This is a genomic window from Micromonospora sp. NPDC048999, assembly GCF_040649295.1.
In the GTDB taxonomy this organism is placed as follows: domain Bacteria; phylum Actinomycetota; class Actinomycetes; order Mycobacteriales; family Micromonosporaceae; genus Micromonospora.
Genome location: NZ_JBEZFI010000010.1, coordinates 108,773 through 133,198 on the forward strand (window position 1 = coordinate 108,773; position 24,426 = coordinate 133,198).

The 24,426-nt window shown below is 73.2% G+C and carries 23 protein-coding genes; 9 read left to right on the forward strand and 14 right to left on the reverse strand.

Annotated features, from left to right (window positions below; genetic code table 11):
• Positions 1-10 precede the first annotated feature (10 nt).
• Positions 11-619, forward strand: a complete 609-nt coding sequence (locus tag AB0C02_RS14645) for a 4'-phosphopantetheinyl transferase superfamily protein (RefSeq protein WP_357548216.1) — start codon at positions 11-13, stop codon at positions 617-619.
• Positions 620-627: 8 nt separating this feature from the next.
• On the opposite strand, the gene AB0C02_RS14650 is transcribed toward AB0C02_RS14645, so the two are convergent.
• Positions 628-2,025 carry a class I adenylate-forming enzyme family protein gene (locus tag AB0C02_RS14650; RefSeq protein WP_357548217.1) on the reverse strand — a complete coding sequence of 466 codons (1,398 nt, stop codon included), beginning with the start codon at positions 2,023-2,025 and terminating at the stop codon, positions 628-630.
• Positions 2,026-2,366: 341 nt separating this feature from the next.
• On the opposite strand from AB0C02_RS14650, the gene AB0C02_RS14655 reads away from it, so the two are divergent.
• The 3 genes from AB0C02_RS14655 to AB0C02_RS14665 all read left to right on the forward strand — a co-directional run bounded on the left by AB0C02_RS14655 (position 2,367) and on the right by AB0C02_RS14665 (position 4,324).
• Positions 2,367-2,819 (forward strand): hypothetical protein, encoded by a 453-nt coding sequence (locus AB0C02_RS14655; RefSeq protein ID WP_357548218.1) that lies wholly within the window; start codon positions 2,367-2,369, stop codon positions 2,817-2,819.
• 343 nt (positions 2,820-3,162) lie between these two features.
• Positions 3,163-3,825 (forward strand): TetR/AcrR family transcriptional regulator, encoded by a 663-nt coding sequence (locus AB0C02_RS14660; RefSeq protein WP_357548221.1) that lies wholly within the window; start codon positions 3,163-3,165, stop codon positions 3,823-3,825.
• A 4-nt stretch (positions 3,826-3,829) separates the two neighbouring features.
• A complete protein-coding gene (locus AB0C02_RS14665; protein WP_357548223.1) occupies positions 3,830-4,324 on the forward strand; it encodes an SRPBCC family protein in 495 nt (164 codons plus the stop codon).
• A 53-nt stretch (positions 4,325-4,377) separates the two neighbouring features.
• Here the strand turns inward: AB0C02_RS14665 and AB0C02_RS14670 are convergent, their stop codons facing one another.
• From AB0C02_RS14670 to AB0C02_RS14705, 8 genes are read right to left on the reverse strand one after another with little or no spacing between them, the layout of a single operon-like run.
• On the reverse strand, positions 4,378-5,622 hold the full coding sequence (locus AB0C02_RS14670) for a beta-ketoacyl synthase N-terminal-like domain-containing protein (protein WP_357548225.1): 1,245 nt from the start codon (positions 5,620-5,622) through the stop codon (positions 4,378-4,380).
• Positions 5,619-6,887: a beta-ketoacyl-[acyl-carrier-protein] synthase family protein gene (locus tag AB0C02_RS14675; protein ID WP_357548227.1), complete on the reverse strand. Its 1,269-nt coding sequence runs from the start codon at positions 6,885-6,887 to the stop codon at positions 5,619-5,621. Before AB0C02_RS14675 ends, AB0C02_RS14670 begins: the two co-directional genes overlap by 4 nt.
• Positions 6,884-7,291: a cupin domain-containing protein gene (locus AB0C02_RS14680; protein WP_357548229.1), complete on the reverse strand. Its 408-nt coding sequence runs from the start codon at positions 7,289-7,291 to the stop codon at positions 6,884-6,886. The genes AB0C02_RS14675 and AB0C02_RS14680 overlap by 4 nt, the downstream gene beginning before the upstream one ends.
• Positions 7,284-8,009, reverse strand: coding sequence for an SRPBCC family protein (locus AB0C02_RS14685; RefSeq protein WP_357548230.1), 726 nt, complete (start codon positions 8,007-8,009; stop codon positions 7,284-7,286). Before AB0C02_RS14685 ends, AB0C02_RS14680 begins: the two co-directional genes overlap by 8 nt.
• Complete coding sequence (locus AB0C02_RS14690) at positions 8,006-9,514, reverse strand: acetyl-CoA carboxylase biotin carboxylase subunit (protein ID WP_357548231.1); 1,509 nt, start codon at positions 9,512-9,514, stop codon at positions 8,006-8,008. Before AB0C02_RS14690 ends, AB0C02_RS14685 begins: the two co-directional genes overlap by 4 nt.
• Positions 9,514-9,990 (reverse strand): acetyl-CoA carboxylase biotin carboxyl carrier protein, encoded by a 477-nt coding sequence (gene accB, locus AB0C02_RS14695; protein ID WP_357548233.1) that lies wholly within the window; start codon positions 9,988-9,990, stop codon positions 9,514-9,516. The genes AB0C02_RS14690 and accB overlap by 1 nt, the downstream gene beginning before the upstream one ends.
• Positions 9,987-11,696, reverse strand: a complete 1,710-nt coding sequence (locus tag AB0C02_RS14700; protein ID WP_357548236.1) for an acetyl-CoA carboxylase carboxyltransferase subunit alpha — start codon at positions 11,694-11,696, stop codon at positions 9,987-9,989. Before AB0C02_RS14700 ends, accB begins: the two co-directional genes overlap by 4 nt.
• Positions 11,693-12,025, reverse strand: coding sequence for a TcmI family type II polyketide cyclase (locus tag AB0C02_RS14705; protein WP_357548238.1), 333 nt, complete (start codon positions 12,023-12,025; stop codon positions 11,693-11,695). Before AB0C02_RS14705 ends, AB0C02_RS14700 begins: the two co-directional genes overlap by 4 nt.
• A gap of 425 nt (positions 12,026-12,450) precedes the next feature.
• On the opposite strand from AB0C02_RS14705, the gene AB0C02_RS14710 reads away from it, so the two are divergent.
• From AB0C02_RS14710 to AB0C02_RS14725, 4 genes are all read left to right on the forward strand, one after another.
• The gene (locus AB0C02_RS14710; RefSeq protein WP_357548239.1) at positions 12,451-13,275 is read left to right on the forward strand and encodes a BTAD domain-containing putative transcriptional regulator; all 825 of its coding nucleotides are present in this window, start codon (positions 12,451-12,453) and stop codon (positions 13,273-13,275) included.
• A gap of 89 nt (positions 13,276-13,364) precedes the next feature.
• Complete coding sequence (locus AB0C02_RS14715; protein WP_357548242.1) at positions 13,365-13,721, forward strand: TcmI family type II polyketide cyclase; 357 nt, start codon at positions 13,365-13,367, stop codon at positions 13,719-13,721.
• Positions 13,722-13,834: 113 nt separating this feature from the next.
• Positions 13,835-14,587, forward strand: a complete 753-nt coding sequence (locus tag AB0C02_RS14720; protein ID WP_357548244.1) for a helix-hairpin-helix domain-containing protein — start codon at positions 13,835-13,837, stop codon at positions 14,585-14,587.
• Positions 14,588-14,773: 186 nt separating this feature from the next.
• Positions 14,774-14,980: a hypothetical protein gene (locus AB0C02_RS14725; RefSeq protein WP_357548245.1), complete on the forward strand. Its 207-nt coding sequence runs from the start codon at positions 14,774-14,776 to the stop codon at positions 14,978-14,980.
• A 24-nt stretch (positions 14,981-15,004) separates the two neighbouring features.
• On the opposite strand, the gene AB0C02_RS14730 is transcribed toward AB0C02_RS14725, so the two are convergent.
• The 4 genes from AB0C02_RS14730 to AB0C02_RS14745 form a co-directional block, all read right to left on the reverse strand.
• Entirely contained in the window at positions 15,005-17,113 is a 2,109-nt protein-coding gene (locus AB0C02_RS14730; RefSeq protein WP_357548246.1) for an amino acid transporter, read from the reverse strand.
• 128 nt (positions 17,114-17,241) lie between these two features.
• Positions 17,242-17,982 (reverse strand): phosphotransferase, encoded by a 741-nt coding sequence (locus AB0C02_RS14735; RefSeq protein WP_357548248.1) that lies wholly within the window; start codon positions 17,980-17,982, stop codon positions 17,242-17,244.
• Positions 17,983-18,046: 64 nt separating this feature from the next.
• A complete protein-coding gene (locus AB0C02_RS14740; protein ID WP_357548249.1) occupies positions 18,047-18,817 on the reverse strand; it encodes a DUF5995 family protein in 771 nt (256 codons plus the stop codon).
• Positions 18,818-18,924: 107 nt separating this feature from the next.
• Positions 18,925-21,861 (reverse strand): AAA family ATPase, encoded by a 2,937-nt coding sequence (locus AB0C02_RS14745; protein WP_357548250.1) that lies wholly within the window; start codon positions 21,859-21,861, stop codon positions 18,925-18,927.
• A gap of 197 nt (positions 21,862-22,058) precedes the next feature.
• Between AB0C02_RS14745 and AB0C02_RS14750 the strand changes: the two genes are divergently transcribed.
• Positions 22,059-23,861 carry an adenylate/guanylate cyclase domain-containing protein gene (locus AB0C02_RS14750; protein ID WP_357548251.1) on the forward strand — a complete coding sequence of 601 codons (1,803 nt, stop codon included), beginning with the start codon at positions 22,059-22,061 and terminating at the stop codon, positions 23,859-23,861.
• 157 nt (positions 23,862-24,018) lie between these two features.
• Here AB0C02_RS14750 and paaI read toward each other — a convergent pair whose 3' ends face one another.
• Positions 24,019-24,426, reverse strand: coding sequence for a hydroxyphenylacetyl-CoA thioesterase PaaI (gene paaI / locus AB0C02_RS14755; RefSeq protein WP_357548254.1), 408 nt, complete (start codon positions 24,424-24,426; stop codon positions 24,019-24,021).

Sequence of the window (24,426 nt, forward strand, 5' to 3'; positions counted from 1 at the left end):
ACCTCTTTCCGTGAACCAGCTACCGGTGCCCGGTCGGGACACCGTGTACGTGTGGATCGGCCGTAGCGCCGGCGATCGGCCGGAGCTGGTGCGGCGGCTGCTGCGGCGCGCGGGTGGCGCGCTGCTCGGCCGGTCCGGGGCAGAGATCGGGGTGCGGCGGACGCCCGGCGGACGCCCGGAGGTGTACGCCGACGGCGGGCGGACGCTGCCGGTCAGCGTCAGCCACGGCGAGGGGCTGGTCGTGGTCGCCGCCCGAGCGGATGGACCGGTCGGGGTGGACGTCGAGCGACGTCGGCCGCTGCCCGCCGTGCCCCTCGCGGGCCGCTGGTACGACCCCGAGGAGGCGGCCTGGCTGGCGACTCAGGCGGAGGCCGGCCGGGACCTGGACTTCCTGCGCCTGTGGACGGCGAAGGAGGCGGTCGGTAAGGCGCTCGGCACGGGGCTGCGCGACGGCGGACTGCGCCGCCGGATGCCTGCCCCCGGCGGCCCGGCTGAGCTGCTGCGCCCGGTGCCCGGCTGCCCCGGCGTACGGGTGGGCCACCCGGAGGCCGGGGACGGCCTGGTGCTCGCGGTGGCGGTCGTCGGGGCGGCCGGGGAGGTCGACGTCGCCCTCGCGTAGCGGGCCGGTCACGACGCCGCGTCTCTCAGCACGGCGGCCGAGCGGACCAGCTTGCCGGTGGTGGTACGCGGCAACTGGTCGAGCAGGTGCAGGGTGCGCGGTCGCTTGTAGCCGGCGAGGCGCTCGGCGAGCAGCTTGTCCAGGGTCTCCTCGGACAGCGGCCCGTCGGGCTGCACGTACGCGGTGATGCCGTCGTCCCAGACCACCACCGCGGCGCCCACCCCGGGCAGCCCGGCGACGGTGGTCTCCACCTCGGTGAGGTCCACCTTCATGCCACCGACCGACACCTGCGAGTCGAGGCGGCCCTTGACGGTGACCAGCCCGGTGTCCGGGTCGACGGTGCCGGCGTCGCGGGTGTGCAGCCAGCCGTCGGCCCAGCGGGTCGGATCGGTGAGCCCCACGTACGGGGAAGCCGGGCAGCTCACCTGCAGCTCGCCGCCCTGTTCGCGCACCTGGATGCCGGGGGCGGGGGCGATGGCCGGGCGGTTCGCCCCGTACAGGTCGGTGCCGATGACGCCGACCTCGGTCATCCCGTACATGTTGCCCAGCGGAACGCCGTAGCGGTCGGTGAAGGCGCGGGCGACCGCGGCCGGGACCAGCTCGCCGCCGGTGGTCATCCGCTTGAGCTGCGGCAGGTTTCCCGGCGGTGCGGTGGAGGCGAGCAGCCCGATGTGGAAGGGCACGCCGAGCACGGTGGCCGGGCTGTCCTGGGCGGCGACGGCGGCGAGGATGGCGTCGCCGCTGAGGCGCTGCGGCGGGCAGAGCTCGACGCCGGCGTGCAGCCCGTAGAGGAGGCCGCCGACCAGGCCGAGCACGTGCACCATGGAGGGCAGCAGGATGATCCGCTCGCCGGGCAGCGCCACCCCGTCGATCAGCGTGTACCGGCGCACCTCGCCGACCAGGTCCTCGGCGGTCCGGCCGATCACCTTGGACGGGCCGGTGGAGCCGGAGCTGAGCTGGATGACCGCGTGCGGGCTGCCGGCCGGGCGGTCGGACCACGGTGTGATCCCCTCGGTGACGTCGACGAAGATGCGCAGCGCGCCCCCGCCGGTGCGCACGGGGGCGACCACCACCTGCGGGGTCAGCCGGTGCAGGGCCCGGTCGACCTCGTGGTCGGTGAGCCGGTGGTCCAGCAGGATGGCCTGGGCGCCGCTGCGCCAGGTGGCGAGCAGGTTCACCACGTACGCCAGGGACGGCGGCAGGCGTAGTGCGGCGGCGCCGCCGCGGCGCAGGCCGGCGTCGGCCAGCCGGGTCTGCGCCTCGCTCACCAGACGATGCAGGGTGCCCTTATCCACTAAATCCGGCAGGCGCAGACATATGTCACTGGAATGCCCGGTGAACAGAATGTCGTCCACCCAGCTCGCCGCTGCCCCCGACGGATTTTGCGCTTCAGATTGCCCAGTCACGACCGCCCACCACCCATCCTCAGAAATGGGCGAAATACGCCCAACAGATGCGCTCCCCGTGGTGCTGACGGAACCCTACGCAATCAATCCAGATAGCTCCACATGCAAATGGCTAGATCAAGAAGAGCGGCTGGGCGGATTGCCGAGGCTCGATCGGACAGGCAGTATCGTGCGGGTATGCCAGAACGCGACCCGCCGGCCACGGGCTGCTATGCCCGGACCGGCACGCGGCGGCGCGTTCCTGCGACGCCATCCCACGGCGCCATGGCCGGGCGAATGTCGGTGTGGGTCGGTACCCTCCGCACGCTGACCGGCACCCCGCTGGCAGCAGGGAGGACACCGTGGACGACGGGCCACCGCAGCTCATCGCGATCGACCACGACGACTACCACGCCGAACATGTGGGGCACACCGCCGACGGCCGGCAGTTCTTCCTCACCACGCCGTTCGAGCCAGGCAGCGGGGAGACCGGCGGAGGCGGCGAGTTCGTCGCCCGCTTCCTGTTCGACGCCTCAGGTCGGCTGCTCGACGCCGCGATCGAGGCGTTCGGCCCCCGGCACCTGATGGACCGCGACGCGCGGCGGCGGGCGTACGAGGCACGGCTGGCGGAGCTCGGGCCGGTGACGTTCGGCCGGGTCGAGGTGGCGCCCTTCGCGGTGGAGCGGTTCGGCACCACCTTCGGCCTGATCCCCCGCCCGCCCGAGGACGAGGGCGACTCCTGGTGGGTGGAGCTGCACCCGGGCAACTACATGGCTTTCACCGCGCCCTGGGACAGCGGCGAGTACGACACCTAGCCCTCGGTCTTCGGCAACTACTTATCCAGGTTGGCCGACCGGTGGTGGCCTCGTCCATGCGGGCACCGCCCGGCGTGTCAGCGAGCCGGCGAACGTTGACCTCGCCGCCCGCGCCCCCTGGCCGGAGGATGAGACGGCCGTGACCGGGTTGGACTTCGCGCACTTGGCGCTGCTGCGGGTGCTATGGCTGCAACGCGAAAGCACCGTGCGGTACGGACCTGCCAGCGAGAGGCCGCAGCGCTGTTGGCGCGCACCTCGATGGAGACGCGGGAACATGCATGGCCTTGATTCGCTGCGACCCGTAGAGAATTGACAGACTTCAGATGAGCTATAGGCTATAGCTGTGGCTAACACACCTAGCGTTGGGGTGGGGCTGAACCGGCGACTCATCCGACGCCAGCAGACGATCGAGGAGGCCCTCGACATCGCCGCGGCGATCATGACGGAGGTCGGAGTCGGCGGCCTGTCGATGTCGGAGATCGCACGTCGGCTCGGAATCCGCCAGCCGTCGCTGTACAAGTACTTCCCCTCACTGCACGCGGTCTACGACGCCCTGTTCGCTCGCGGTCTGGCCCGCAGCCACGCCGCCGTACTGGCCGCCGCCGAGCCACAGCCGGCCGGAGTGCGGCGCATCCGGGCCGGGGCCAGGGCCTGGGTCCGCTGGGCGGTGGACAATCCAGCCCTGGCCCAGTTGCTGGTCTGGCGCCCCGTGCCGGGGTTCGCCCCCACCGAGGCCACGTTCGCCGCCAGCATCCAGCAGATGGAGCAGGTGCACGCGGAGTTCACCGAGGCGGTACGTGCAAGCGAGTTGCGCCCGGAGGCTGCGTCCGTCGAGGCGCTGCGCCTGTACACGGTCGTACTCAGCGGCGTCATCTCCCAGCAGATGGCCAACGAGCCCGGTGCCGGCTACGACACCGGCATCTTCAGCAGCCTCACCGACGCCGCCCTGGACATGTTCTTCGCCCGCTACACGCCTGGAGGACCCGATGCAATCCCTCGACCATGATCACGTGACCGTACACATCGACGCCCCACCCGAAGTGGTATATGCCCTCGTGGCCGACGTGACCCGTACCCCCGAGTTCAGCCCAGAGATCTTGCGCTGCACCTGGCTGGACGGCGCCACCGGCCCGGCTGTCGGGGCCCGGTTCGAAGCGGTCAACAAGGCTGGCCGTGGCCCGGCATGGAAGAACCGACCGGTCGTCATCGCCGCCCAACTGGGGCGAGAGTTCACCTTCTCCCGCACCGAAAAGTTCTCCGGCACCCTCGTCTGGCGCTACCTGATCGAACCCGAGGGCGCCGCCACCCGCCTCACCGAGTCCTACGACGTGACCCAACCCATCTCCCGCCTGGGCTGGTTCATCATCGGCCGCCTGTACGGGGACCGCGACCGCCGCGCCAGCATCCGGGCAGGCATGCAGCAGACGGTGGAGCGGATCCGCGAAACCGCCGAACGCGACATCCAATCCGGCCGTAACTCACCGGACGTGACCACGACCCGGTAAGCGGCGGGCCCGGAAGTGATCTGCCGCCCACCGTTCGCTGCTTGCTGTTGTCACTATTCGGGCGGCGGGGGTGGCGCCGCGCCGCGGAGCACCAGCGCGCTGTTGAAGCCGTCGAAGCCACGCGCCCCGACCAGCGCGACCCGGCTGCGTGGCGGGCGGGGTGACCGCAGGAAGGTCAGTTCGCAGCCCTCGGCGGGCCGCTGCGGGCCGGCCGAGGCGGGCAGCAGGTCGTGGTGGAAGGCGAGCAGCGCGGTCGCCGCATCCAGCGCCGATCCGCCCTGGTGGGCCCGGCCGGTCAGCGGCTTCTGGGTGGTGACCGACGGGGTGCGCTCACCGAACACGGCGCGCAGGGCGATCGCCTCCGCCCGGTCGTACGCGGGCACGCCGAGCGCGTCCGGCCAGATCACGTCCACGTCGTGCGGGCGTACCCGGGCCCGGTCCAGGGCCAGCCGCAGCGCGCCGGCGTAGTGGGCCGGGTCCGGGCCGGCGACGGGGTCGGTGGGCGCGGCGTCGTGGGTGGCGGCCCAACCGGTGATCTCGCCGTAGATGCGGGCACCCCGCTCCAGCGCGTGTCCCAACTCCTCCACCACGAAGACGGCCCCGCCCTCGGCCGGCACGTAACCGCCGGCGTCGACGTCGAACGGCCGGTACGCCCGCTGCGGGTCGGCGACGTCGCTGAGCAGCCCGGAACGGAGCTGGCAGGCCAGCGCGTACGGGCTGAGCGGGCACTCGGTCGCCCCGGCGACCACCAACGGGGTGCCCCGCCGGACGGTCCGCGCCGCGTGGGCGAGGCTGTCCAGCCCGCCGGCCGCCTCGGACACGGTCACCCCGGACGGCCCCTTGAACTGGTGGTGGATGGAGAGCTGCCCGACGCTGGCCGCGTAGAACCAGGCGATCGACTGGTACGCCCCGACGGTCCGCGTCGGGCCGCCCCAGAGCCGTTGCAGCTCCCGCTGCCCGAACAGGTTGCCGCCGGAGGAACTGGCCAGGGTGACCGCCCACCGGTACGGGTCGGGGGCCTGCTGGGGCAGGCCGGCGTCGGCCAGGGCGAGCCGGGTGGCGGCGAACCCGAGGTGGGTCCACCGGTCGGTCTGCACCCGCTGCCGGCTGTCGGCGAACCCGGCGGCGTCGAAGTCGGGCACCTCCCCGGCGACCCGGGTGGGGTAGCCGGCCGGGTCGAAGAGGGTGATCGGCCCGATGCGCCGGGTGCCGGCGAGCACGGCGGCCCAGTGCGCGTCGGCGCCGACCCCGGTGGGCGCCACCACCCCGATGCCGGTCACCACCGCCCGCACGGTCACCGCGCCACCGCCAGCCGGCGGAAGATCATCGCGGACTGGAAGCCGCCGAAGCCGCTGCCGACCGACAGGGCCACATCCACCGGCACCTCCCGCGCCTCGTTGGGCACGTAGTCCAGGTCGCACTCCGGGTCGCGGCTGGTCCAGTTGGCGGTGGGCGGCACCACCCCGTACTCGATGGCGAGCGCGCAGGCGGCCATCTCGATCGAGCCGATCGCGCCGAGCGAATGCCCCACCATCGATTTGATCGAGCTGATCGGCACCCGGTACGCGGTCGCCCCGAGCGCCCGCTTGAACGCGGCCGTCTCGTGCCGGTCGTTCTGCCGGGTGCCGGAGCCGTGCGCGCTGACGTACGACACGGCCGACGGGGCGAGCCGGGCCTGGCGCAGCGCGTCGGTGATGGCCAGGGCCATCTCCACCCCGTCGGGGCGCAGCCCGGTCATGTGGAAACCGTTGCTGCGGCTGGCGTAGCCGGCCAACTCGCAGTAGACGTGAGCACCCCGGCTGCGAGCATGCTCGGCCTCCTCCAGCACCAGCACGGCCGCGCCCTCGGCGAGCACGAAGCCGTGCCGGTCGGCGTCGAACGGCCGGGAAGCGTGCTCCGGGTCGTCGTTGTCGGGGCTGGTGGCTCCGATGGCGTCGAAGGAGGCGACGGTGACCGGGGAGATCGGCGAGTCGGCGGCTCCGGCCAGCACCACGTCCGCCTCGTCGTCGACGATGAGCTGGTGGGCGTACCCGATGGCGTCGATGCCGGAGGTGCAGCCGGTGGAGACCACCTGGGCCGGGCCGTGCAGGCCGTGCCGGCAGGCCACGTCCGCGGCCAGGCTGCTGGGGACCAACGCCTGATAGAGGTACGGCCCGCCGAGGGTGTGGTCGACCAGCCAGCGCCGGCCGGAGTCGCTGACCCGGACGTACTCCTTCTCCAGCGCCATGGTGCCGCCGACCGCGGTGCCGAGCACCACGCCGGCCCGGTCCCGTTCGGCGTCGGTGAGGGTGAGGCCGCTGTCGGCGAGCGCCTCGGTGGAGCAGGCGAGCGCGAACTGCACGTACCGGTCGGCGCGCTGCCGCTCGGCGAGGGTGATCCCGGCGGCGTCGGGATCGAAGTCGCACTCGGCGGCGATCTGGGAGCGGAACGGCGAGGGGTCGAAGAAGGTGATCCGCCGGGTGGCGGTGCGTCCCTCGGTGACGGCCTTCCAGAACCGGTCCCGGGTGACGCCGCCCGGCGCCACGACGCCGATGCCGGTCACCACCGTACGCCGGCCGGTCACGACGGTTCCCGGGGCGACGGGGTGGCCTCGGTGTCCACGTGACCCAGTTCCGGGCGGGGAGCGAGCGGGCCCAGGTGGAACACCACCTCGGCCGGTTCGTCACCGGTGTTGCGCAGCCGGTGCCGCACGTCCTTCGGCACGAAGAGCGCCTCCCCGGCGTGCAGCGACACCGGTCGATCGTCCAGGTCGACGGTGATCGCGCCGCGGGCGACGTAGAGGAACTCCTCGCTGTAGGGGTGGTAGTGCTCCGCGATCCGCTCCCCCGGTCGCAGCGTGGCCACACCCATGAATCCCGAGGTGCTGCCGACCGTCCGGGGGCCGAGCAGCACCCGCAGCTCGCCGCCGCGCCGCCGGTCGGCGGGGACGTCCCGGGCGTGGACCGGGGCAGTGGTGATCTCAGGCATCCCAGCCTCCGTTCCCGGTCGACGCGGCCGCCCGCCGCTCGATCCGCTCCTTGATGACGGCCAGCTGCACCTTGCTGTTGGCGTTGATCCGGTCGGTCATGCCGGCGTTGTTCACGGGCGCTTCAGGCTTCATGGCGAAGTCCTGCACCCAGGACATCCGGGTGCCGCCGGCGAACTCGTCGTAGCACCAGTGAATGTGCATGTACTCGAACGGCCCGGTCTCCACCCGGTGGGCGTGGACCTGCCGGGTAGCCGGGTCGGCGGTGCGTTCGCTGACCCAGCTCCACGCCACGCCGTTCTCATCGGGATGCATGGTGAGCCGGAACCGCACCGTGTCGCCGGCCCGGTCGAGAATCTCGACCGCGGCGTACTCGGTGAACAGCTCGGGCCACCGGGCGACGTCGTTGGTGACCTCCCAGACCAGCGACAGCGGCGCGGCGATGTCGATCGCGTTCTCGGTGTGCCCCGGCGGGTCGACCCAGCGGGCCACCAGGTCGGCCACGCCGGCGATGCTGAGCTGCCCGGCCTGCTCGGGAATCCGGACCCGCCACCGGTCGGCGACGACGGCGGACAGTTCGAGCAGGGCGAGGGAATCCATGCCCAGTTCCGCCAGACTGGCGGCCGGGGTTCGGGCGGCGGTCTCGGCGTCCAGGCCACAGCGCGTGACCAGGATGTCGGTGATCTCCGTGGCGTACGGTCGGTCGGAAGCGACGGTCATCGGGTCCTCCTTGTGGCCGCGGCGGGCGCGGCGGTGACGGGGGTACGGCCGGCCGGGTCGGCGTCGGCGCGGGCGGCCAGCCCGGCGGGGGCCTCGACCGGCCCGGCAGCGGGAGCCGCAGTCGGCTCGGCAGCGGGAGCCGCACTCGGCTCGGCAGCGGGAGTGAGCAGCCGGTCGACCAGGCCGGTGGTGTGGCGGCCGCTGCGGAAGGCCGGGTCCCGCAGCACCCGCCGGACGAAGGGAATGGTGGTGCGGACGCCCGGACCGGTCACCTCGAACTCGCCGAGTGCGCGGTCGAGGCGGTCGAGCGCCCCTTCCCGGTCCGGCGCCCACACCGCCACCTTCGCCAACAGCGAGTCGTAGTGCGGGCTGACCAGGAGGCCCACGTGGCCGTGGGTGTCGACCCGGGTGAACGGGCCGCCGGGCGGGCGGAACCGGTCGAGCCGCCCGGGGGTGGGCGCGAAGTCACGATCCGGGTCCTCCACGTTGACACGGCACTCCACCGCCACCCCGCGGAGCCGGACCTCCTCCTGCCGCAGGCGCAGCGGCGTACCGGCGGCGACGTAAAACTGCTCGTGGACCAGGTCGACGCCGGTGACCATCTCGGTGACCGGGTGCTCGACCTGGATCCGGCAGTTGATTTCCAGGAAGTGGCACTGTTCGGCCTCGTCGACGAGGAACTCGACGGTCCCGGCGCCGGTGAAGCCGACCGACAGCGCGCCGCGCAGCGCCGTCGCGGCGAGGGTGTCCAGGGTGGACCGGCGCAGCGCCGGAGCCGGCGCCTCCTCGACCAGCTTCTGGTGGCGGCGCTGCACCGAGCAGTCCCGGGTGCCCAGGTGCACCCCGTTGCCGTGGTTGTCGCAGAGCACCTGCACCTCGACGTGCCGGGCGTCGGCGAGGTACCGCTCGACGTACACCCGGTCGTCGCCGAAGGCGACCTGGGCCGCGGCGCGGGTGCGGGCGTACGCGCGGGGCAGTTCGGCGGCGGAACGGACCACGGTCATCCCCCGCCCGCCCCCGCCGGCCGCCGCCTTGACGATCACCGGATACCCCAGCTCGGCGGCCACGTCGAGCGCGTCCGCGGCCGTCGACAGGGTCTCGACGCTGCCCGGCGGCAGCGGCAACCCGGCCTTGCTCATCAGCGCCCGCGCGGTGGACTTGTCGGCCAGCGCGGACATCACCTGCGGTGGCGGGCCGACGAAGATGAGCCCGTTCTCGGCGCAGATCTCGGCGAAGTCGGCGTCCTCGGAGAGGAACCCGTAGCCGGGGTGGACGGCCTGCGCGCCGGTCTGCCGGGCGGCCTCGACGATCGCGGCCGCGTTGAGATAGCTCTGCCGGCTGGCCGCCGGCCCGATCCGGACGGTCTCGTCGGCCAGCCGCACCGGCAGCGTCTGGGCGTCGGCGCTGGAGTGCACCACCACGGTACGGATGCCCAGTTCCCGGCAGGCCCGCAGCACCCGCAGCGCGATCTCGCCCCGGTTGGCGATCAGCACCTTCTCGAACATCAGGCACCCCGCCCGGTGATCGGCTCCAGGGCGAGCAACGGCTGGTCGTACTCGACGGGCTTGCCGTCCTCCACCAGCACCTCGACCACCCGGCCGGCCTGGTCGGCGGTCACCTCGTTCATCAGCTTCATCGCTTCGACGATGCCGATCACCTGACCGGGCCGGACCGGGTCGCCGACGGTCACGAAGGGCGCGGCGCCGGGTTCCGGAGCCCGGTAGAAGGTGCCCACCACCGGCGCCCGCACGGCCAGCCGGTCGGGTCCGGGCACCGCCTCCGCGGCCGGTTCGGCGACCGGCTGCGGCCCGGTACGCGACGTGGTCGGCGCGTCGGCCGAGCCGTGCCACTCCACCTCCAGCACCGTCCCGCCGCTACGCAACCGGACCCGACGGACCGGGCCGGCCAGTTCGGCGACGAGCTCGCGCGCGTGTCGGCGCAGCTCTTCCAACACCTCGTCGGGTTGGCCCGTCGCGCTCATTGGTGCACTCCCATGCCTTGGGCCGCCCCGTAGCGGCGAAAACGGTGCCGCCGGCGGCGGACCAGCGTGGCGGTCGGCACGTCGAGCAGCGGGGCGAGGTTCGCCGCCACCGCCCGGCCCAGCAGTTCGGCGGCGCCGGCCGGGTCGTCGTGCGCGGCGGGGCGCGGTTCGGGCACCATCTCGTCGACCACGCCGAGCCGGCACAGGTCGGCGGCGGTGAGCCGCAACGCGCGGGCGGCCTGCGGCGCGGCCGAGCTGTCCGACCAGAGGATGGCGGCACAGCCCTCCGGGCTGATCACCGAGTAGACCGCGTTCTCGAGCATCAGCACCCGGTCGGCGACCGCGAGGGCGAGGGCCCCGCCGCTGCCGCCCTCCCCGGTGATCACCGCGATGACCGGCGTGGGCAGCACGGTCAGCGCGAGGATGTTCTCGGCGATCGCCGCTGCCTGCCCCTGCCGCTCCGCACTCATTCCAGGGTCGGCGCCCGGGGTGTCCACCAGGGTCACCACCGGCAGGCCGAGCCGGGCCGCGAGACGCATCAGCCGCAGCGCCTTGCGATGCCCGGCGGGGCTGGCCATGCCGAAGTTGTGCGCCACCAGCTCGGCGGTGGTGTGTCCCTTCTGGTGGCCGATCACCATCACCGGCCGCCCGCCGAGCCGGGCCACCCCGCCGACGATCGCCGGGCAGTCCGCGCCCAGCCGGTCGCCGTGCAGCTCGACGAACCCGTCGAAGGCCGTCTCCAGGTAGTCCAACGTGGTGGGCCGGCCGGGGTGCCGGGCCGCACGTACCGTCGCCCAGGCGTCCCGCTCGGGGCCTGCCGTCGGGGGCCCGGCGACGGCCCCGGTCGCCGGTCGCGACGCCGACGCCTGCCGGGGTAGGGCCGGACGCCGGGCCGCCCGACGACCCGCCTGCGCGGCGGCGAGCAGCGCGGTCAGCCGGCCGCGCAGCGCATGCCGGGGCACCACCATGTCGACCTGCCCGTGCCGGAGCAGGAACTCGGCCGTCTGGAAGCCCTCGGGCAACGTGGCGCCGGTGACCTGCCGGATCACCCGGGGACCGGCGAAGCCCATCCGGGCGCCGCTCTCGGCGAGCACCACGTCCGTGTTGGTGGCGAATGACGCCGCCACCCCGCCGTACGTCGGGTCGGTGATCACGCTTACGGTGAGCAGGCCGGCCTCGCGCAGCCCGGCGATCGCCTGGCTGACCGTGGCCATCTGCATCAGCGACAGTGCGCCCTCCTGCATCCGCGCGCCACCGGAGGCGGTGACCAGCACCAGTGGCACCTCGTCGGCCAACGCTCGCTCGGCGGTGGCGGTGATCAGCTCACCGACCGCGCAGCCCAGGCTGCCGCCGAGGAAACGGAAGTCCATCACCGCGAGGGCGATCGGCTGACCGCCGATGCGGGCCGTGCCGCAGAGCACCGCCTCGTGCATCCCGGTGCCGGTCCGGGCGGCGCCGAGCCGATTCGGGTACGGCAGGGTGTCGACGAAGTCGATCGGGTCGACCCGGACCGGCCGGTCCGGCAGCGGCGTGAACGAGTCCGGGTCGGCCAGTTGCGCCACCCGGTCGGGAGCGTCCAGCCGGGCGTGCGCCCCGCACTCGGGGCAGACGTCGAGGTTGCGGCGCAGCCGCTTGCGGTACAGCAGCGAGGCGCAGCCGTCGCAGCGCGACCAGAGCTGTTCGTCGCGGGGGGCGGTGGTGGTCACGGCCGCCGCCCCGGGGCGTCGTACCGGTAGAAGCAGTGGGCCATCGCGTCCCGGGGTGAGCGCCACGTCGGCAGGTACGGTGAGACGTACGGCCGCAGCTGCTCGCTGATCCGGACGAACTCCGGATGCCCGCGGGCGTCCTCCACGGCGCCCTCCGTCGGCAGCTCCGTCTCCAGCAGATGAACGTAGAGGTCGTGCAGCCGGTAGAGCGACCGGTGCCGGACGCCGACCAGGCCCGGCAGTTCGGTCGCGTCGGACTCGGCGAAGATCTCGGCAACCCGGTCCTCGGCGGTCGGCACCACCTTGGCGACGATGAGCGAACGGTCCATGGTCAGCCTTCCCCCCTGGGACGCGTCCCCACCGGCGGTTCCACCGGTTACGCCGGACGACTTCCGCCACCCTGCCGCCGGCACCGTCAACGCCGCGTCACCCGCCAGCCATCCAGGCCGAAAGTTGGTGACGCTGCGTTGACGGAACCTGTGCCCGAGCTATGCAAAGGTCATTTGCAAGCAACGAATCGGCGACACTCATTCGCAGTTCAACACCTATCCAACCCGACGCGCGCCAGCTGGCCGCTGCAGCGAAGGCCTGTTGACGCAGCGTAACCTTAATTGATAACCTCCGTTCCGGTCAGCCCGGCGGGAACGTCGTCCGCCGCCGCGGCGGAGCCGTTCCGACACCGAGGTCGCGGGCAGCCGCGCCGGGCAACAGAAACAGTCGGGACGAGGGTTCCGGCGCAGGGGGGTTTGCACCCGTGAGCGGTGGATCGAGGATGCCGACGGCCGGAGACCCGTCCGCACCCCGGGTTTCACTGCACCTGCTCGGCGGCTTCCGGCTGCTGCACAACGGCGCGCCGGTGGTGGTGCCCCGGGGACTGCAACGGGTCATCGCCCTGATCGGACTGCGACCCGGCGCCACCCGCAGCCACCTGGCCGGGCTGCTCTGGCCGGAGGCATCCGAGGAGCGGGCGCTGTCCTCGCTGCGCACCGCCCTGTGGCGGCTGCGGCAGGACCCGTGCTGTCCGCTGCTCACCGACGGCGACACCGTACGACTCGGTGACGCCGTCCACCTCGACGTCGACGAGTTGGTCGAGATCACCGCCCGGGTACGTGACGGCGAGCTGCCGCCGGGCGCCAGCAACGCTGGCCGACACGACCTGCTCCCCGGCTGGTACGAAGACTGGGCACTGCTGGAACGCGAGCGCCTGCGCCAGCTTCGGCTGCACATGCTCGAGCAACTCGCCGGCAATCACCTCGCCGCCGGCCGGCACGGTGAGGCCCTCGAGGCGGCTCTGGAGGCGATGGCCGCCGAACCGCTGCGGGAAACCCCGCACCGCCTGGTGGTGCGCATCCATCTCGCCGAGGGCAACGCGTTCGAGGCGGTGCACGCCTTCTACGTCTACCGGGACCTGCTGCTGCGCGAGCTGCGCCTGGAACCGTCCCCGGCGATGTGCGCGCTGCTCGACGACACCCTCGCTCCGATCCGGCACGCCACCCGGCACCAGCCGCCCGATCCACGGCGGCCCACCGTCGGCCCGGCACCGCATCCACCACCGTCACGGGATGGTCGCCACTGGTGACGGAGAGGTGACAGTCGGTCGGGCACGCTCTCTGCACACCGTCGCCCCTCGCCCCCGGGCCAGGGGGCTCACCGGCGAGAGGGGTCCCAATGAGTCGACTGTTGGTCGTCAGCCGAATCGTGCCGGGCGCGGAAGGGCGGGTGGCCCAGATCTTCGCCGAGTCCGACGCGACCGAACTACCCAGTTTGACCGGCGTCCGGCACCGGTCGCTGTACTGCCTGCACGACCTGTGCGTACACCTGATGGAACTCGCGGACGTTGACCCGGACGCGGCCGCCGGGGCCCGCAACCACCCGCTCTATCGAGGGGTCAACGAGCGACTGTCGGCGCACACGTCGCCGTACCTGCCGACCTGGCACTCTCCTCGGGACGCCGTCGCCGGCTGCTTCTACAGCTGGGACGCCGCCGACGCGGCCTTCTACGCCCGCCCCGGCGCGGAGGGCTGAGGTCGTCTCATTGGCGACGGGACTTCCGGCCTCGCTGCCATTTCCGACGTATGTGTGCGAAGCTGCCCCGTGTTCTTTCACGACTGTCGTTCACATACGAGGAGGAGTTGCCCGTGTCGCCGAGTTCCGCGCTCTGGCTGGTCGGGATCCTGACTGTGGTAACGGGCCTGGTGATCTGGCGGGTGCTGGCCGGAGGCCGCACCACCGCTGGCCCGTCGGCACCCAAGGTGGAGGGTGGTCCCGTGACCGCCACCCCGCCGGCCACCGATGTCGTTGAGCCGGGCTCCGCCCCGGCCGAGGCGGAGCAGCCCGTCACCGCTGAGGCCGAGCCGGTCGCAGTCGCGGCCGAGGCCGAGGCTGAGGCTGAGGCTGAGCCGGTCGCGGTCGAGACCGAACCGGTCGCCGTCGAAGCCGAGCCGGTCGCCGTCGAAGCCGAGCCGGCCAGCACCGAGACCGCGCCCGTTGCCGTCGAGACCGAACCGGACCTGGTCGCCGCCGACGTGGAGCCCGCTACGGCTCCCGCCGAGCAGGCCGCCCCGGCGACCATCCCCGCGCCGCGCGCCTCGGTCGAGAACAGCACGGCCGCGACGCAGCCCGTCGCGGCCCCGGCCGCCAGCGGGCCCGCCGACGATTTCCAGAAGATCCAGGGCATCGGGCCGAAGATGGCCGCCGGCATCCAGGCCGCCGGCATCCGCACCTACCAGCAGCTCGCCGAGTTGGACGAGGCGGCGCTGCGGGAGGTCCTCAAGGCGGCCGGCCTGCGCGCCGCGCCGGGCCTGGCGACCTGGCCGCAGCAGGCGAAGGTCCTGGCCGGCACCCCCGCCGAGGCCGAGAACGTGCCGGCGACCGCTGGCGCAGACGCCTGAGTCTGTCCCGGGGCCGGTGCTGACGATGTCACCACCGGCCCCGGGCGGGACCTTGCCCAGGCATCCCACGCCGGGCTCGCGATGGTCGACATCGGCCACGCCGGTTCCGACGCTGTTTGACGATTCCACCGCGTTGGGTACATGGCCGTCACCGGCGAAACCACCACACCCCAGTGGAGGCAACCCATGCGCGGCACCTCGACAGTCGGCGTCCTGGTCGTCATCTGGCTTCTCATCGGCGCGATCGCCGCCGGACAACGCGGGTACTACACCAGCGACGAGAAGAATTGCGCCGAGGCGGGCACGATCCTGCTCACCATCGGGGCCGGCCCGCTGAACTACATCGGCGCCAACCCCAAGGTGAGCTGCAAGCTCCCCGAGCCGTCCAGGTGAGCCGCTACCGCCCCTCGGCCCGGCTCAACCGACGTGGATGCCGGGGCGGTGGGTGGGGTCCGGCTCGGTCTTACGGATGATCTCGCGGACCACCGGCGGAGTGTCGCCTCGGCCGAGGATCAGATAGCGCAGCAGGTGCGCGATGGGATTCCCCTCGGACCACTCGAAGTGGCAGTGCGGGCGGACCCCGGTGGCGTCCCGCAGGGCCAGCAGGATGGCGGCGATCGCGTTCGGCGCCGCGGGGCTGCTGGCTCGCAGGATCCGGTACCCGCCGACCTCCACCCCATGCACCCGCAGAACCTGACTGAACTGCGACGGGTCGCTCACGTCGATCTCCAGGAACAGCACGTCGGCGGCGCCCGGCACCGGGTTCATGCCGCGCTGCGCGCGCTCCTTGACCCGGTACTCCTTGAGCGAGCCGCTCTGCCGCTTGTTCGCGATCAGGTGCAGCCGGCCGTCGTGGGCGATCGACTCGGCGACGAACCGCCGGGCCGGCTCGTCGAACTCGATCCGCTCGGCGCGCAGCTCCGTGGTCCGGGACACCCGGGAGATCAGCGAGACGGCGATGATGCCGGCGATGAACAGGCCGGAGATGGCGATGCCGCCCGGTTTCTCGATCACGTTCTCGGTGAGGGCGTAGAGCAGCACCGCGCTGAGCACCGTGAATCCGATCCCGGCGAAGGGGTGCCGCGCCCGGTACGCGGAGATGGTCACCGCGATCGCACCGGAGACCATCATCGCCAGGATCCCGGTGGCGTACGCGCCGGCCTGGGCGTTGACGTCCGCCCGGAAGGCGATCGTGATGGCGATGCTGACCGCCGTGTAGACCAGCACCACCGGGCGGATGGCCCGCCCCCACTCCGGCGCCATGCCGTACGCAGGCAGGTAGCGGGGCACGATGTTGATCAGACCGGCCATCGCCGAGGCGCCGGCGAACCAGAGGATCAGGATGCTGCTGATGTCGTAGATCGTGCCGAACCCCTCACCCAGGTGCTCGTGGGCCACCCAGGCCAACGCCCGCCCGTTCGCCGCTCCGCCGGGCTGGAACTCCTTGGGCGGGATCAGCACCGTGGTGACGAACGTGGTGGCGATCAGATAGACCGACATGATCAGCGACGCGGTCGCGAGCAGCTTGCGGGTGTTTCGGATCCGCGCCGCCAGCCGGGCCTCGGTGTCCACGCCGTTTCCCTTGATCAGCGGCATCATGCTGACCCCGGTCTCGAAACCGGAGAGGCCCAGCACCAGCAGCGGGAAGGCCAGCACGGACGTGCGAACCAGGCCGCCGACGCCAGCGGTGGTGGTGGTCAGCCGCTGCGTCCAGCCACTGACCACCGCCGGGTTGGCGATAATGTGCGACAGGCTGACGACCACGATCACCGCGTTCAGCACGAGGAAGACCGCGACGAGGGGGATGGCGACCCGCACCGCCTCCTGGAATCCCATCAGGAACACGCCACCGAGGACGAGCAGTAGGACTCCGGTGACCACCACCGCGGCGGTGCCGCCGTGCGGAAAAGACTTCGGCAGGTACGGGTTCTCCAACAGGTGCACCGTGGCGTCGGCGGACGACAACGTGATCGTGACGATCCACGAGGTGGCCACGAAGCCGAGCAGCACCAGTACGAAGATCTTGCCCCGCCAGAACGGCAGCAGCCGCTCCAGCATGGCCACCGAGCCCTGACCGTGCGGGCTCTCCCCGGCCACCCGTCGGTACATGGGCAGCATCCCGAACAGGGTCAGCGCCACGATCAGCAGGGTGGCCAGCGGGGAGACCGCCCCGGCCGCCAACGCGGCGATACCGGGCACGTAGGAGAGGCTGGAGTAGTAGTCGAGGCCGGTCAGGCACATCACCTGCCACCAGGGGTGCGCGGCCGTCTGGTGCTCCCGGGTCTCCGGGCCGACCGGCTGGACCTGATGCTGGGACAGCCATCGACTCAGCGGGCTGGCCGGCTCGCGCGGCCGTACCGGGCTCTCCATGCAGGCGGGGATCTCGATCGCCTTTCGGCCGGCGCGGTCGCCGTGTTCCGGGTCGCGGGCGGCGCGCAGCGCCCGATCCGCCGCGGTGGCCTGCGCCTGGTTGCGCCGCCCCCGCGGGCGTCGGGGCTGCGACGCCCCGTCCCGTCCCTCCGCCATGTGCCACCACCTTCAGGCCCTGAACTGACGGTAGGCGGTATCCGGGGCACCGCCCGGCCGAACCCGACAACCGGCAGAGATCGTCAAGACGAAGGCGTGATGGGCAACCGGGTGACACAGCTGAAAGATCACATCAGAGCGGCGGTCCACCGCTGCACGTGTGCCTCCAGCAGGGCGGCCGTGTCCCGCCAGTACGCCCCGTCCTCGGCGTGGATCCGCGCCCACGGTTGCACCTCGTCCCGGGCGCCTCGGCGCAGCAGGTCGGACATGGCCCGGGCCCGACGGCCGAGCAGCGCAGCCAGGGCCGGCCGCTGGGCCGTGGCGAGACCGTAGCCGTCCACCAATGCACGCAGCCGCTCGGCGGACTCCCCCAACGGCCGGTCGGGGCGCATCCCGGCCATGCTCTGCGCCGCGTACGCCAGCTCCCACAGCCGGGTGCCGGGGCCCGCGCCGTCCCAGTCGATCAGCACCCAGCCGCGGGCGGACCGGACCAGGTTCCACGGTGCGACGTCGTGGTGGCAGACGAGCTCGTCGCCGTCCGGTGGAATGACCTGCTGCCAGGCGGCCGCCGGCGGGGGCACGAAGGTGGCCGTCGCGCGGTGCAGGTCGGCCAGGAACGCGCCGATCGACGTCAACTCGTCCAGCGAGTACGTGCCGGTATGGTCGCCCAGCTCCCCCGGGACGTACTCGAGGATCTGGCGGCCCCGGTCGTCCCGGCCGAGCGGCCGGGGCGCGCCGGTGAAGCCGACCGCGTGCAGATGGGCCAGCAGGGCGTCGACGGCGTTGGTCCACGGGCCGGTGGGCCGCCGGACGGTGTCGTCGACCCGAACGATGCCGGCGGTCACGTTGCCGACGAGCGCCTCCTCCACCGGCCCATCCTCGCACCGCCGCAGGCTCGTGCGCCGTCACCGGCACTGCGGCGACGGACCTCGGCTACTGCAAAAAAGCTCCGAGCGGCGAGAGCAGCAACCGGCCGAACCGTGCCGCGTGGTCGTCCAGCCGCTTCCGCTCGCACTCGATGGCCTCCGGGTCGTGCCGGCAGCGCCAGATCTTCTGCGCGTTGCGCCAGGCGACGTTCCGGGTGTACTCGACCAGTTCGCCCTGGTACCAGTCGTCGATGTCGCCGTTCAACATATCGATCATGAGTTGCCAGTGTTCCAGGTAGCCCCGGCGCAGCTCCGGGATCCGCTCGGCGAAGATCTTGTTGATCTCCAGATAGTCGCGGTGCTGCTCGCTGCCGTCGACCGGCTCGGACTCCAGGCTGTCGAACGTCGTCACCAGCGCGAACGGCAGGTCGTAGTTGATGTGCGCGTTGACCCCGGCGGCGGCCGAGGGCAGCGGCCGGGCGTCCGGGCCGCGCATCCGCTTGAACAGGCACGACCACGCCCTCGGCGTGTTCGGGCTGGACTCGGTCCAGAATCGCAACGCGTCGAAGTAGCGGGCGGCGAACTCCACATCCAGCCGGGCCAGGAACACCGGGTCGGTGAAACGGTCGTCGTAGAGGCCGTCCAGGACGCTGGTGGTGATGGTCAGATAGAGCTTGTTGAAGTCCGCCAGGGGGCAGCTCTCCGCCAACGGAGGCAGCCGGACCAGCAGATCCTGCAGCTTTGTGAGGTGGTCGACGACCGCCGGCACGTCGGCGGGGTGGTCGGCGAGCAGCCCGACGATGTCCTGCTGCACGGGACCCCAAACCGGCTCGGTCATCTTTCCTCCACTGTGGCAGACGCCCGCGGCGTCACCGGTGACGCTGGACAGCCTGCCAGCCGGCGCGGACCGGTCGGATCGGTAGAACGACGTATTCACCGGGGCCATCAATGGTTGCGCAGGAAAATCGCGCTGGCCTGCACCCGGGTGCGGACCTGGAGCTTGTCGAAAATGTGCGACACGTGCACCCCGATGGTCCGTTCGCTGATGAACAGCCGCTGGCCGATCTCCCGGTTGGTCAGTCCCTCGGCCACGGCGGCGAGCACCTCGCGTTCCCGGGCGGTGAGCACGGCCAGCTCGTCCGCCGACGGCGGGGCGGCCGGCACCGCGGCCCGGGGCCGGGGCGCGGGACGGGCGGCCGGCGCCTCCTCCAGGGTCACCCGCGCCCGGCCGGCCAGCGTCCGGATCTCCGAGCTCAACGGCACCGCGCCCAGCGCCTGCGCCATCTGGTACGCCTGCCGCAGCAGCTTGCCCGCGGTGGCCACCCGGCTACGTCGGGCCAGCAGCGCCTCAGCCTGCCGCAGCCGGGAGTACGCCGCCGGGTAAGGGTGGTTGCGCCGGTCCCACTCGGTCGCCGAGCGGCCCCACAGCTCCGGGTCTCCCCGGCCGTCGTCGAGTCGGCTGATCTCGGCGTCACAGAGGGCCAGGAAGGCGTCCGCGACGTAGCGCACCGGGGCGGGGGCCTTCTCACTCCGGCCGGCCACCCGGTCGACCACCTCGCGGAGCCGGCGTACCACCGTCGGGTCCACCGCGATCGTCCGGCTCGCATACGCCTCGGCCTCCGCGCGCAGCCCGTGCCAGGCGAGGGTGGCGAGCACAATGACGTCGTCCGAGCGGCTCTCGGTCAGCCCCCGCTGGACGGCCTGCCGGGCCAGGTCGTGCCGCCCCTGCCACATGGCCAGCCCGGCCCGCAGGATGAGCATCGGCAGCACGTGCCGGGCCCCGCCACCGGCGAGCATCGTGGCCACCGCCTCCAGGTCCCGGTCGGAGGCCTCGATGTCGCCGTACCCGACGGAGAGCCGGCAGCGGGCGAGCAGCAGCTCCACCGCGTCGGCGCCGGAGGGACGATGCCGCAGTGCGGCGGCGACCACCTTCTCCGCCTCGGTCCACTGCCCGACCCGGAACAGCCCGTTGGTGGCGATGGCCAACAGCCGGGTCTCCCAGGTGCGGCCGAGGCCCAGCTCGGCGACCCGCTCGGCGCCCCGGCGGGCCACCACCACGCCCTCCTCAAGGATGTTCAGCGGCCCGGTCAGCAGCTCGGCCAGGTGCAGGTACGCGCACGCCACGTCCTCCGGCCGGCCGGACCGCTCGGCGGTCTCCAGGGCCTGGCGCATCACCGCCAGCCCGCCGTCCGGGTCCTCCAGGAAGGCCTCGCTGTAGCCGAGAGCGGCGCTGGCCAGCACCACCTCCGAGGTGGTGCCGTCGACCGCGCCGGCCAGTTCCAGCGCCTCCCGGGCCTGGTCACCGGCCTCGGCGTACCGCCCGAGGTGCAGCAGCAGCTCGGCCAGGTGCGCGGCGGCGGTGGCCCGCTCGCGGGGCGTGCAGTCGTCGTCCGTCAGGGCCTGCCGGTACTCGGCCTCGGCCAACGCGGACCGCCCGGCCGCGGCCAGGTACCGGGCCCGGCGGATGTGCAGGACGCAGGCCCGTGGACCGTCGGGTTCCCCGGCCAGCTCCTCCAGCAACGCCAGCGCCCGAGCGTGCTCGCCGCACTGGTGTGCCGTCTCGGCGGTGTGCTTCAACAGCTCCGCGCGGCCCACGGCGACTTCAGCGGGCCGATCGACGCCCCGCGGGTCCGCCGCCGGGACGGAGGCCAGCTGCAACGCCGCCGACCAGTGCCGGTGCGCCTCGGCGTACCCGTGCAGCCGCTCGGCCTCGCGCGCGGCGGCCATCGAGGCCGGCAACGCCCGTCCGGGTTCTCCGGCCAGCCGCCAATGATGGGCCAGGCGGGCCTGGTGCAGCTCCGCGGTGGCCGAGGTGAGCACCTCGGCGTAGCGGCGGTGCAGCGCGGCGCGCTCAGCGGGCAGCAGCTCGTGCGCCAGCACCTCGGCGACCAGCCGGTGTCGCAGCCGGTAGCCGTCGTCGGCGCCGATCAGCAGCCGGTGCGCCACCGCGGCCCGGACCGCCTCGATCAGCTCGGCCTCGGACAGCCGGACCACCTCTGCCAGTAGCCAGTGCTCGACCGGTTCGACGCCCGCCGCGACCGCGTGCACCACGGCGTGCGCGTGCTGCGGCAGCGCGTCAACCCGCGCCAGGAACACCTCGCGCAGCGTGTCGGAGAGCCCATCGCGACCGTCACGCAGGTCGCGGGCGAGTTCCTCGACGACGAACGGGTTGCCGCCGCTGCGCCGCCACATCTGGTCGGCGGCGTCCGGCGGCAGCGGCGCGCCGGCGATCGCGGCCGCCAGCTCGTCGGTGCCGGCCCGGTCCAGTGGCGCCAGGTCGAGCACCCGGACCGACCGCAGCCGACGCAGCTCGGTGAGGACCCGGCGCAACGGATGCGCGCCCTGCAGCGCCTCGGCCCGGATCGCGGCCAGCACCGACAGTTGCAGATCGCTGAGGCCGGCGAGCAGGTAGAGCAGAAGTTGGCGGGTGCTCCGGTCGACCCACTGGAGGTCGTCCAGGACGAGGACCAGCGGACGGCCGCCGGCGACCGCGTGCAGCCCTTGGGACACCCGCTCCAGCAGCGCGCCCGCGCCGTCCGGCCCCGGGGTCTCCTCGTCGAAGACCTGGAGCAGGCCACGCACCGCCGACGAGGTCCGGGCTTCGGTGGGCTCGGCGTCGAGACGACGCAGCGCCTGCCGCAACGGGTGCAGCGGGGAGGCGTCGCCGATGTCCAGGCAGGAGCCGGTGAGCACCAACGCGCCCGAGGCCCGCAGCCCGTCGTTGACCTCGGCCAGCAGCCGGGTCTTGCCCACGCCGCTCTCGCCGGTGAGGAAGACCGCCGCGGTGTGCCCGGGCGCGACGCCGCCGAGCAGCGCCGACCGGAGCATCGCCAGAATGTCGGCACGGCCGACGAGCGGTGCGGTGTCCACATCGCTGCCCATGGCCCCGCAGCCTAATCACAGCTCCCCGCACCGTTCTACGGGCTCGGGGTGCCAGTGGCACCTTCCGCGTCAACATTGCGACGAAAGGTTGCGGGTGGCCGAGATACGTCGTCCTACGGATCCCCGCTCGATCCGGCGGTGAAAGTCTCCATGAGTCGTCAGGCACCGGTCGCAGTGAAAGGGTGGGTGCGATGCCAATGGCCACGATCGTGGGGATTCGGAAACCCGCCACCGCCGCGCGCTGGCCGGTGCCCGAGGAACGGCGAGTGGTCACCGTGCTCTTCGCCGACATCGTCGGCTCGACCGGTCTGATCGAGCGACTCGACCCGGAAGACGTCCGAGAGCTGCAACGGGAATACTTTGCCACGGTCGCCGGGGTGCTGCGCCGGTGGAACGGCGTGGTGGAGAAGTACATCGGCGATGCGGTGATGGCGCTGTTCGGGGCGCACGGCTCCGACGGGTTCGAGGCGTACCGGGCGGTGCGCGCGGGGTTGGAGATCCAGGATGCGCTGGACCGGCGGGCACCGGCCGGCACCCGGCTGCGGGTCCGGATCGGCGTGGCGACCGGCGAGGTCCTGGTCGACCTGGCCGCCACCCACGACGGTGGGCACGGCACGGCCAGCGGCGCCGTGATCACGACCGCGGCCCGCCTGCAGGAGTACGCCCCGCCGGGTGGGGTGGTCGTCTGCGCGACGACCCGCCGGGCCACCGCCGGCCTCGTCGAGCAGCGTCCGCTGGCCACGATGGCGGTGGCCGGCAAGGCGTTTCCGCTGGACATCTGGCGGGTGACCGGACTGGTCCGGCCGGCGCCGGCCCGTCACCACGGCCCGTTGATCGGCCGGCGGCGGGAGTTGGCCACCGCCGGCGACGAAATCACCCGCGCGGTCCGCGATCGCCAGCCGCGCTGGATCTCCCTGGTCGGGCCGGCCGGCAGTGGCCGCAGCCGGCTGCTGCACGAGCTGGCCCGCGCGGTGCCGACCGTGGACGGACGTGCGGTCCGCTGGTGCGTGGCGCAGTGCCCGCCGTACCCGGAGGGAGCGCTGGCGCCGCTGGCCGACATGGCCCGCGCCTTCGCCGGGGTCCGCGACACGGACCCCGCCGCGACCGTACGCCGGCGGCTGGCCGGGGCGCTGGACGGGCTGCTGCCGCCGGCCCGGCGCGGGGCGGCGGCGCACGCGCTGGCCGACTTCGTCGCGGCGCCGGGGGACGCGGGGGCCGCGGGCCGCGGTGCCGAGGTCTGGCGGGAGGTCCTCCTCGCCCTGGCCGCCGAGGTGCCGGTGGTGGTGGCGGTGGACGACCTGGACCGCGCCGCCCCGACGCTGAGCCGGTTTCTGCACCGGCTCTTCGCCGCGGCCAGCGAACGGCGGCTGCCGCTCGCCGTGGTCGCCACACACGGGCCGGGCTGGGCCGACCTGCTGCCCGAGGCCGCCGGTCGGCGTCGCCACGTGCCGCTGCCCGCGCTCGGCGCCGTCGACACCGGACGGCTGCTGCGGCAACTGCTGGACCGGGCCGGCCGCCCGGCCGCGCTGGCCGCGGAGCTGCGGCCCCTGGTCGGCGGCAACCCGGCCGTCGCCCGGGCGTACGTCCGGGCGCTCGGCGAGGACGGTGACCCGGCCGGGGTGCCGGAGGCGGTCCGCCGCATGGTCGACGCTTGCCTGGACCGGCTGGACGGGCATCAGCGGGCGGTGCTGATGGCGGCTGCGGCACACCGCGCGAACGCCGACGCCGACACCGTCGAACGGCTGCTCGACTGGCCGGCGGGCCGCGCCGAACCGGTGCTGCGCGCTCTGCTCGCGGGCGGTCTGCTACGCCGGACCGGCGGCGGGTACGCGGTCGCCGACCCGACGATCGCCCGGGTGGCGCGGCAGCGACTTCCCCGCGCGCTCCGGACGGCGTTCGCCCGCCGGCTGGCCGCCGCGGTCCACATTCCGCCGCGCGGTCCGGCGCACGCCGGGCCGTATCGCGGGCGCCGGGGCACGGCGACACTCGCCGCGGCCTGAGCCCGGCGCCGGGGTGGAGCGGGCACGGGGCCGCTCCACCCCGGCGCCGTCCCGGCCGATCGCTCGCCGGTCGGCAGCCACGTCGCCGACGTAGCCCGCCGGGCAGGGTCTCCTCGCCCCGGGCCGACGCACCAGACTCAGCCGCCCGCTCCGCCCCTCACGGCCTGGACAGCGTGCGGCTACGCCCGCGGAACTCGGCGATCACCTCGTCGTCCCGCCAGACAGTGACGTCGTAGATGCCGCTGCGGCCGTAGCGGACCCGCTCGGTGGCCCGGGCCTCGAGCAGGTCGCCCTCGCGGACGGGACGCAGGAAGCTGATCTCGCCGCCGGCTGCCACGGTGGCCGGGCCGTGGCTGTTGCAGGCCAGCGCGAACGCGGTGTCGGCGAGCAGGAAGACGAAACCGCCGTGGCCGATCGCGTGGCCGTTCAGCATGGCCGGGGTGACCCGCATTCGGGCCACCGCCGCGCCGCCGGCGGCCGCGACCAGCTCGATGCCGAGCCCTTTGGAAGCCACGTCGACGTCGAACATGTCATGGGCCGCGGTGCGGCCGTCGTGCTCCACCAT

Coding starts and splice junctions, on each gene's coding strand:
- AB0C02_RS14680 (WP_357548229.1), bottom strand. CDS start 7,291: ATGCCTGAGATCACCACTGCCCCGGTCCACGCCCGGGACGTCCCCGCC.
- AB0C02_RS14685 (WP_357548230.1), bottom strand. CDS start 8,009: ATGACCGTCGCTTCCGACCGACCGTACGCCACGGAGATCACCGACATC.
- AB0C02_RS14690 (WP_357548231.1), bottom strand. CDS start 9,514: ATGTTCGAGAAGGTGCTGATCGCCAACCGGGGCGAGATCGCGCTGCGG.
- accB (WP_357548233.1), bottom strand. CDS start 9,990: ATGAGCGCGACGGGCCAACCCGACGAGGTGTTGGAAGAGCTGCGCCGA.
- AB0C02_RS14705 (WP_357548238.1), bottom strand. CDS start 12,025: ATGGACCGTTCGCTCATCGTCGCCAAGGTGGTGCCGACCGCCGAGGAC.
- AB0C02_RS14715 (WP_357548242.1), top strand. CDS start 13,365: ATGAGTCGACTGTTGGTCGTCAGCCGAATCGTGCCGGGCGCGGAAGGG.
- AB0C02_RS14725 (WP_357548245.1), top strand. CDS start 14,774: ATGCGCGGCACCTCGACAGTCGGCGTCCTGGTCGTCATCTGGCTTCTC.
- AB0C02_RS14730 (WP_357548246.1), bottom strand. CDS start 17,113: ATGGCGGAGGGACGGGACGGGGCGTCGCAGCCCCGACGCCCGCGGGGG.
- AB0C02_RS14740 (WP_357548249.1), bottom strand. CDS start 18,817: ATGACCGAGCCGGTTTGGGGTCCCGTGCAGCAGGACATCGTCGGGCTG.
- AB0C02_RS14745 (WP_357548250.1), bottom strand. CDS start 21,861: ATGGGCAGCGATGTGGACACCGCACCGCTCGTCGGCCGTGCCGACATT.
- AB0C02_RS14750 (WP_357548251.1), top strand. CDS start 22,059: ATGGCCACGATCGTGGGGATTCGGAAACCCGCCACCGCCGCGCGCTGG.
- paaI (WP_357548254.1), bottom strand. CDS start 24,426: ATGGTGGAGCACGACGGCCGCACCGCGGCCCATGACATGTTCGACGTC.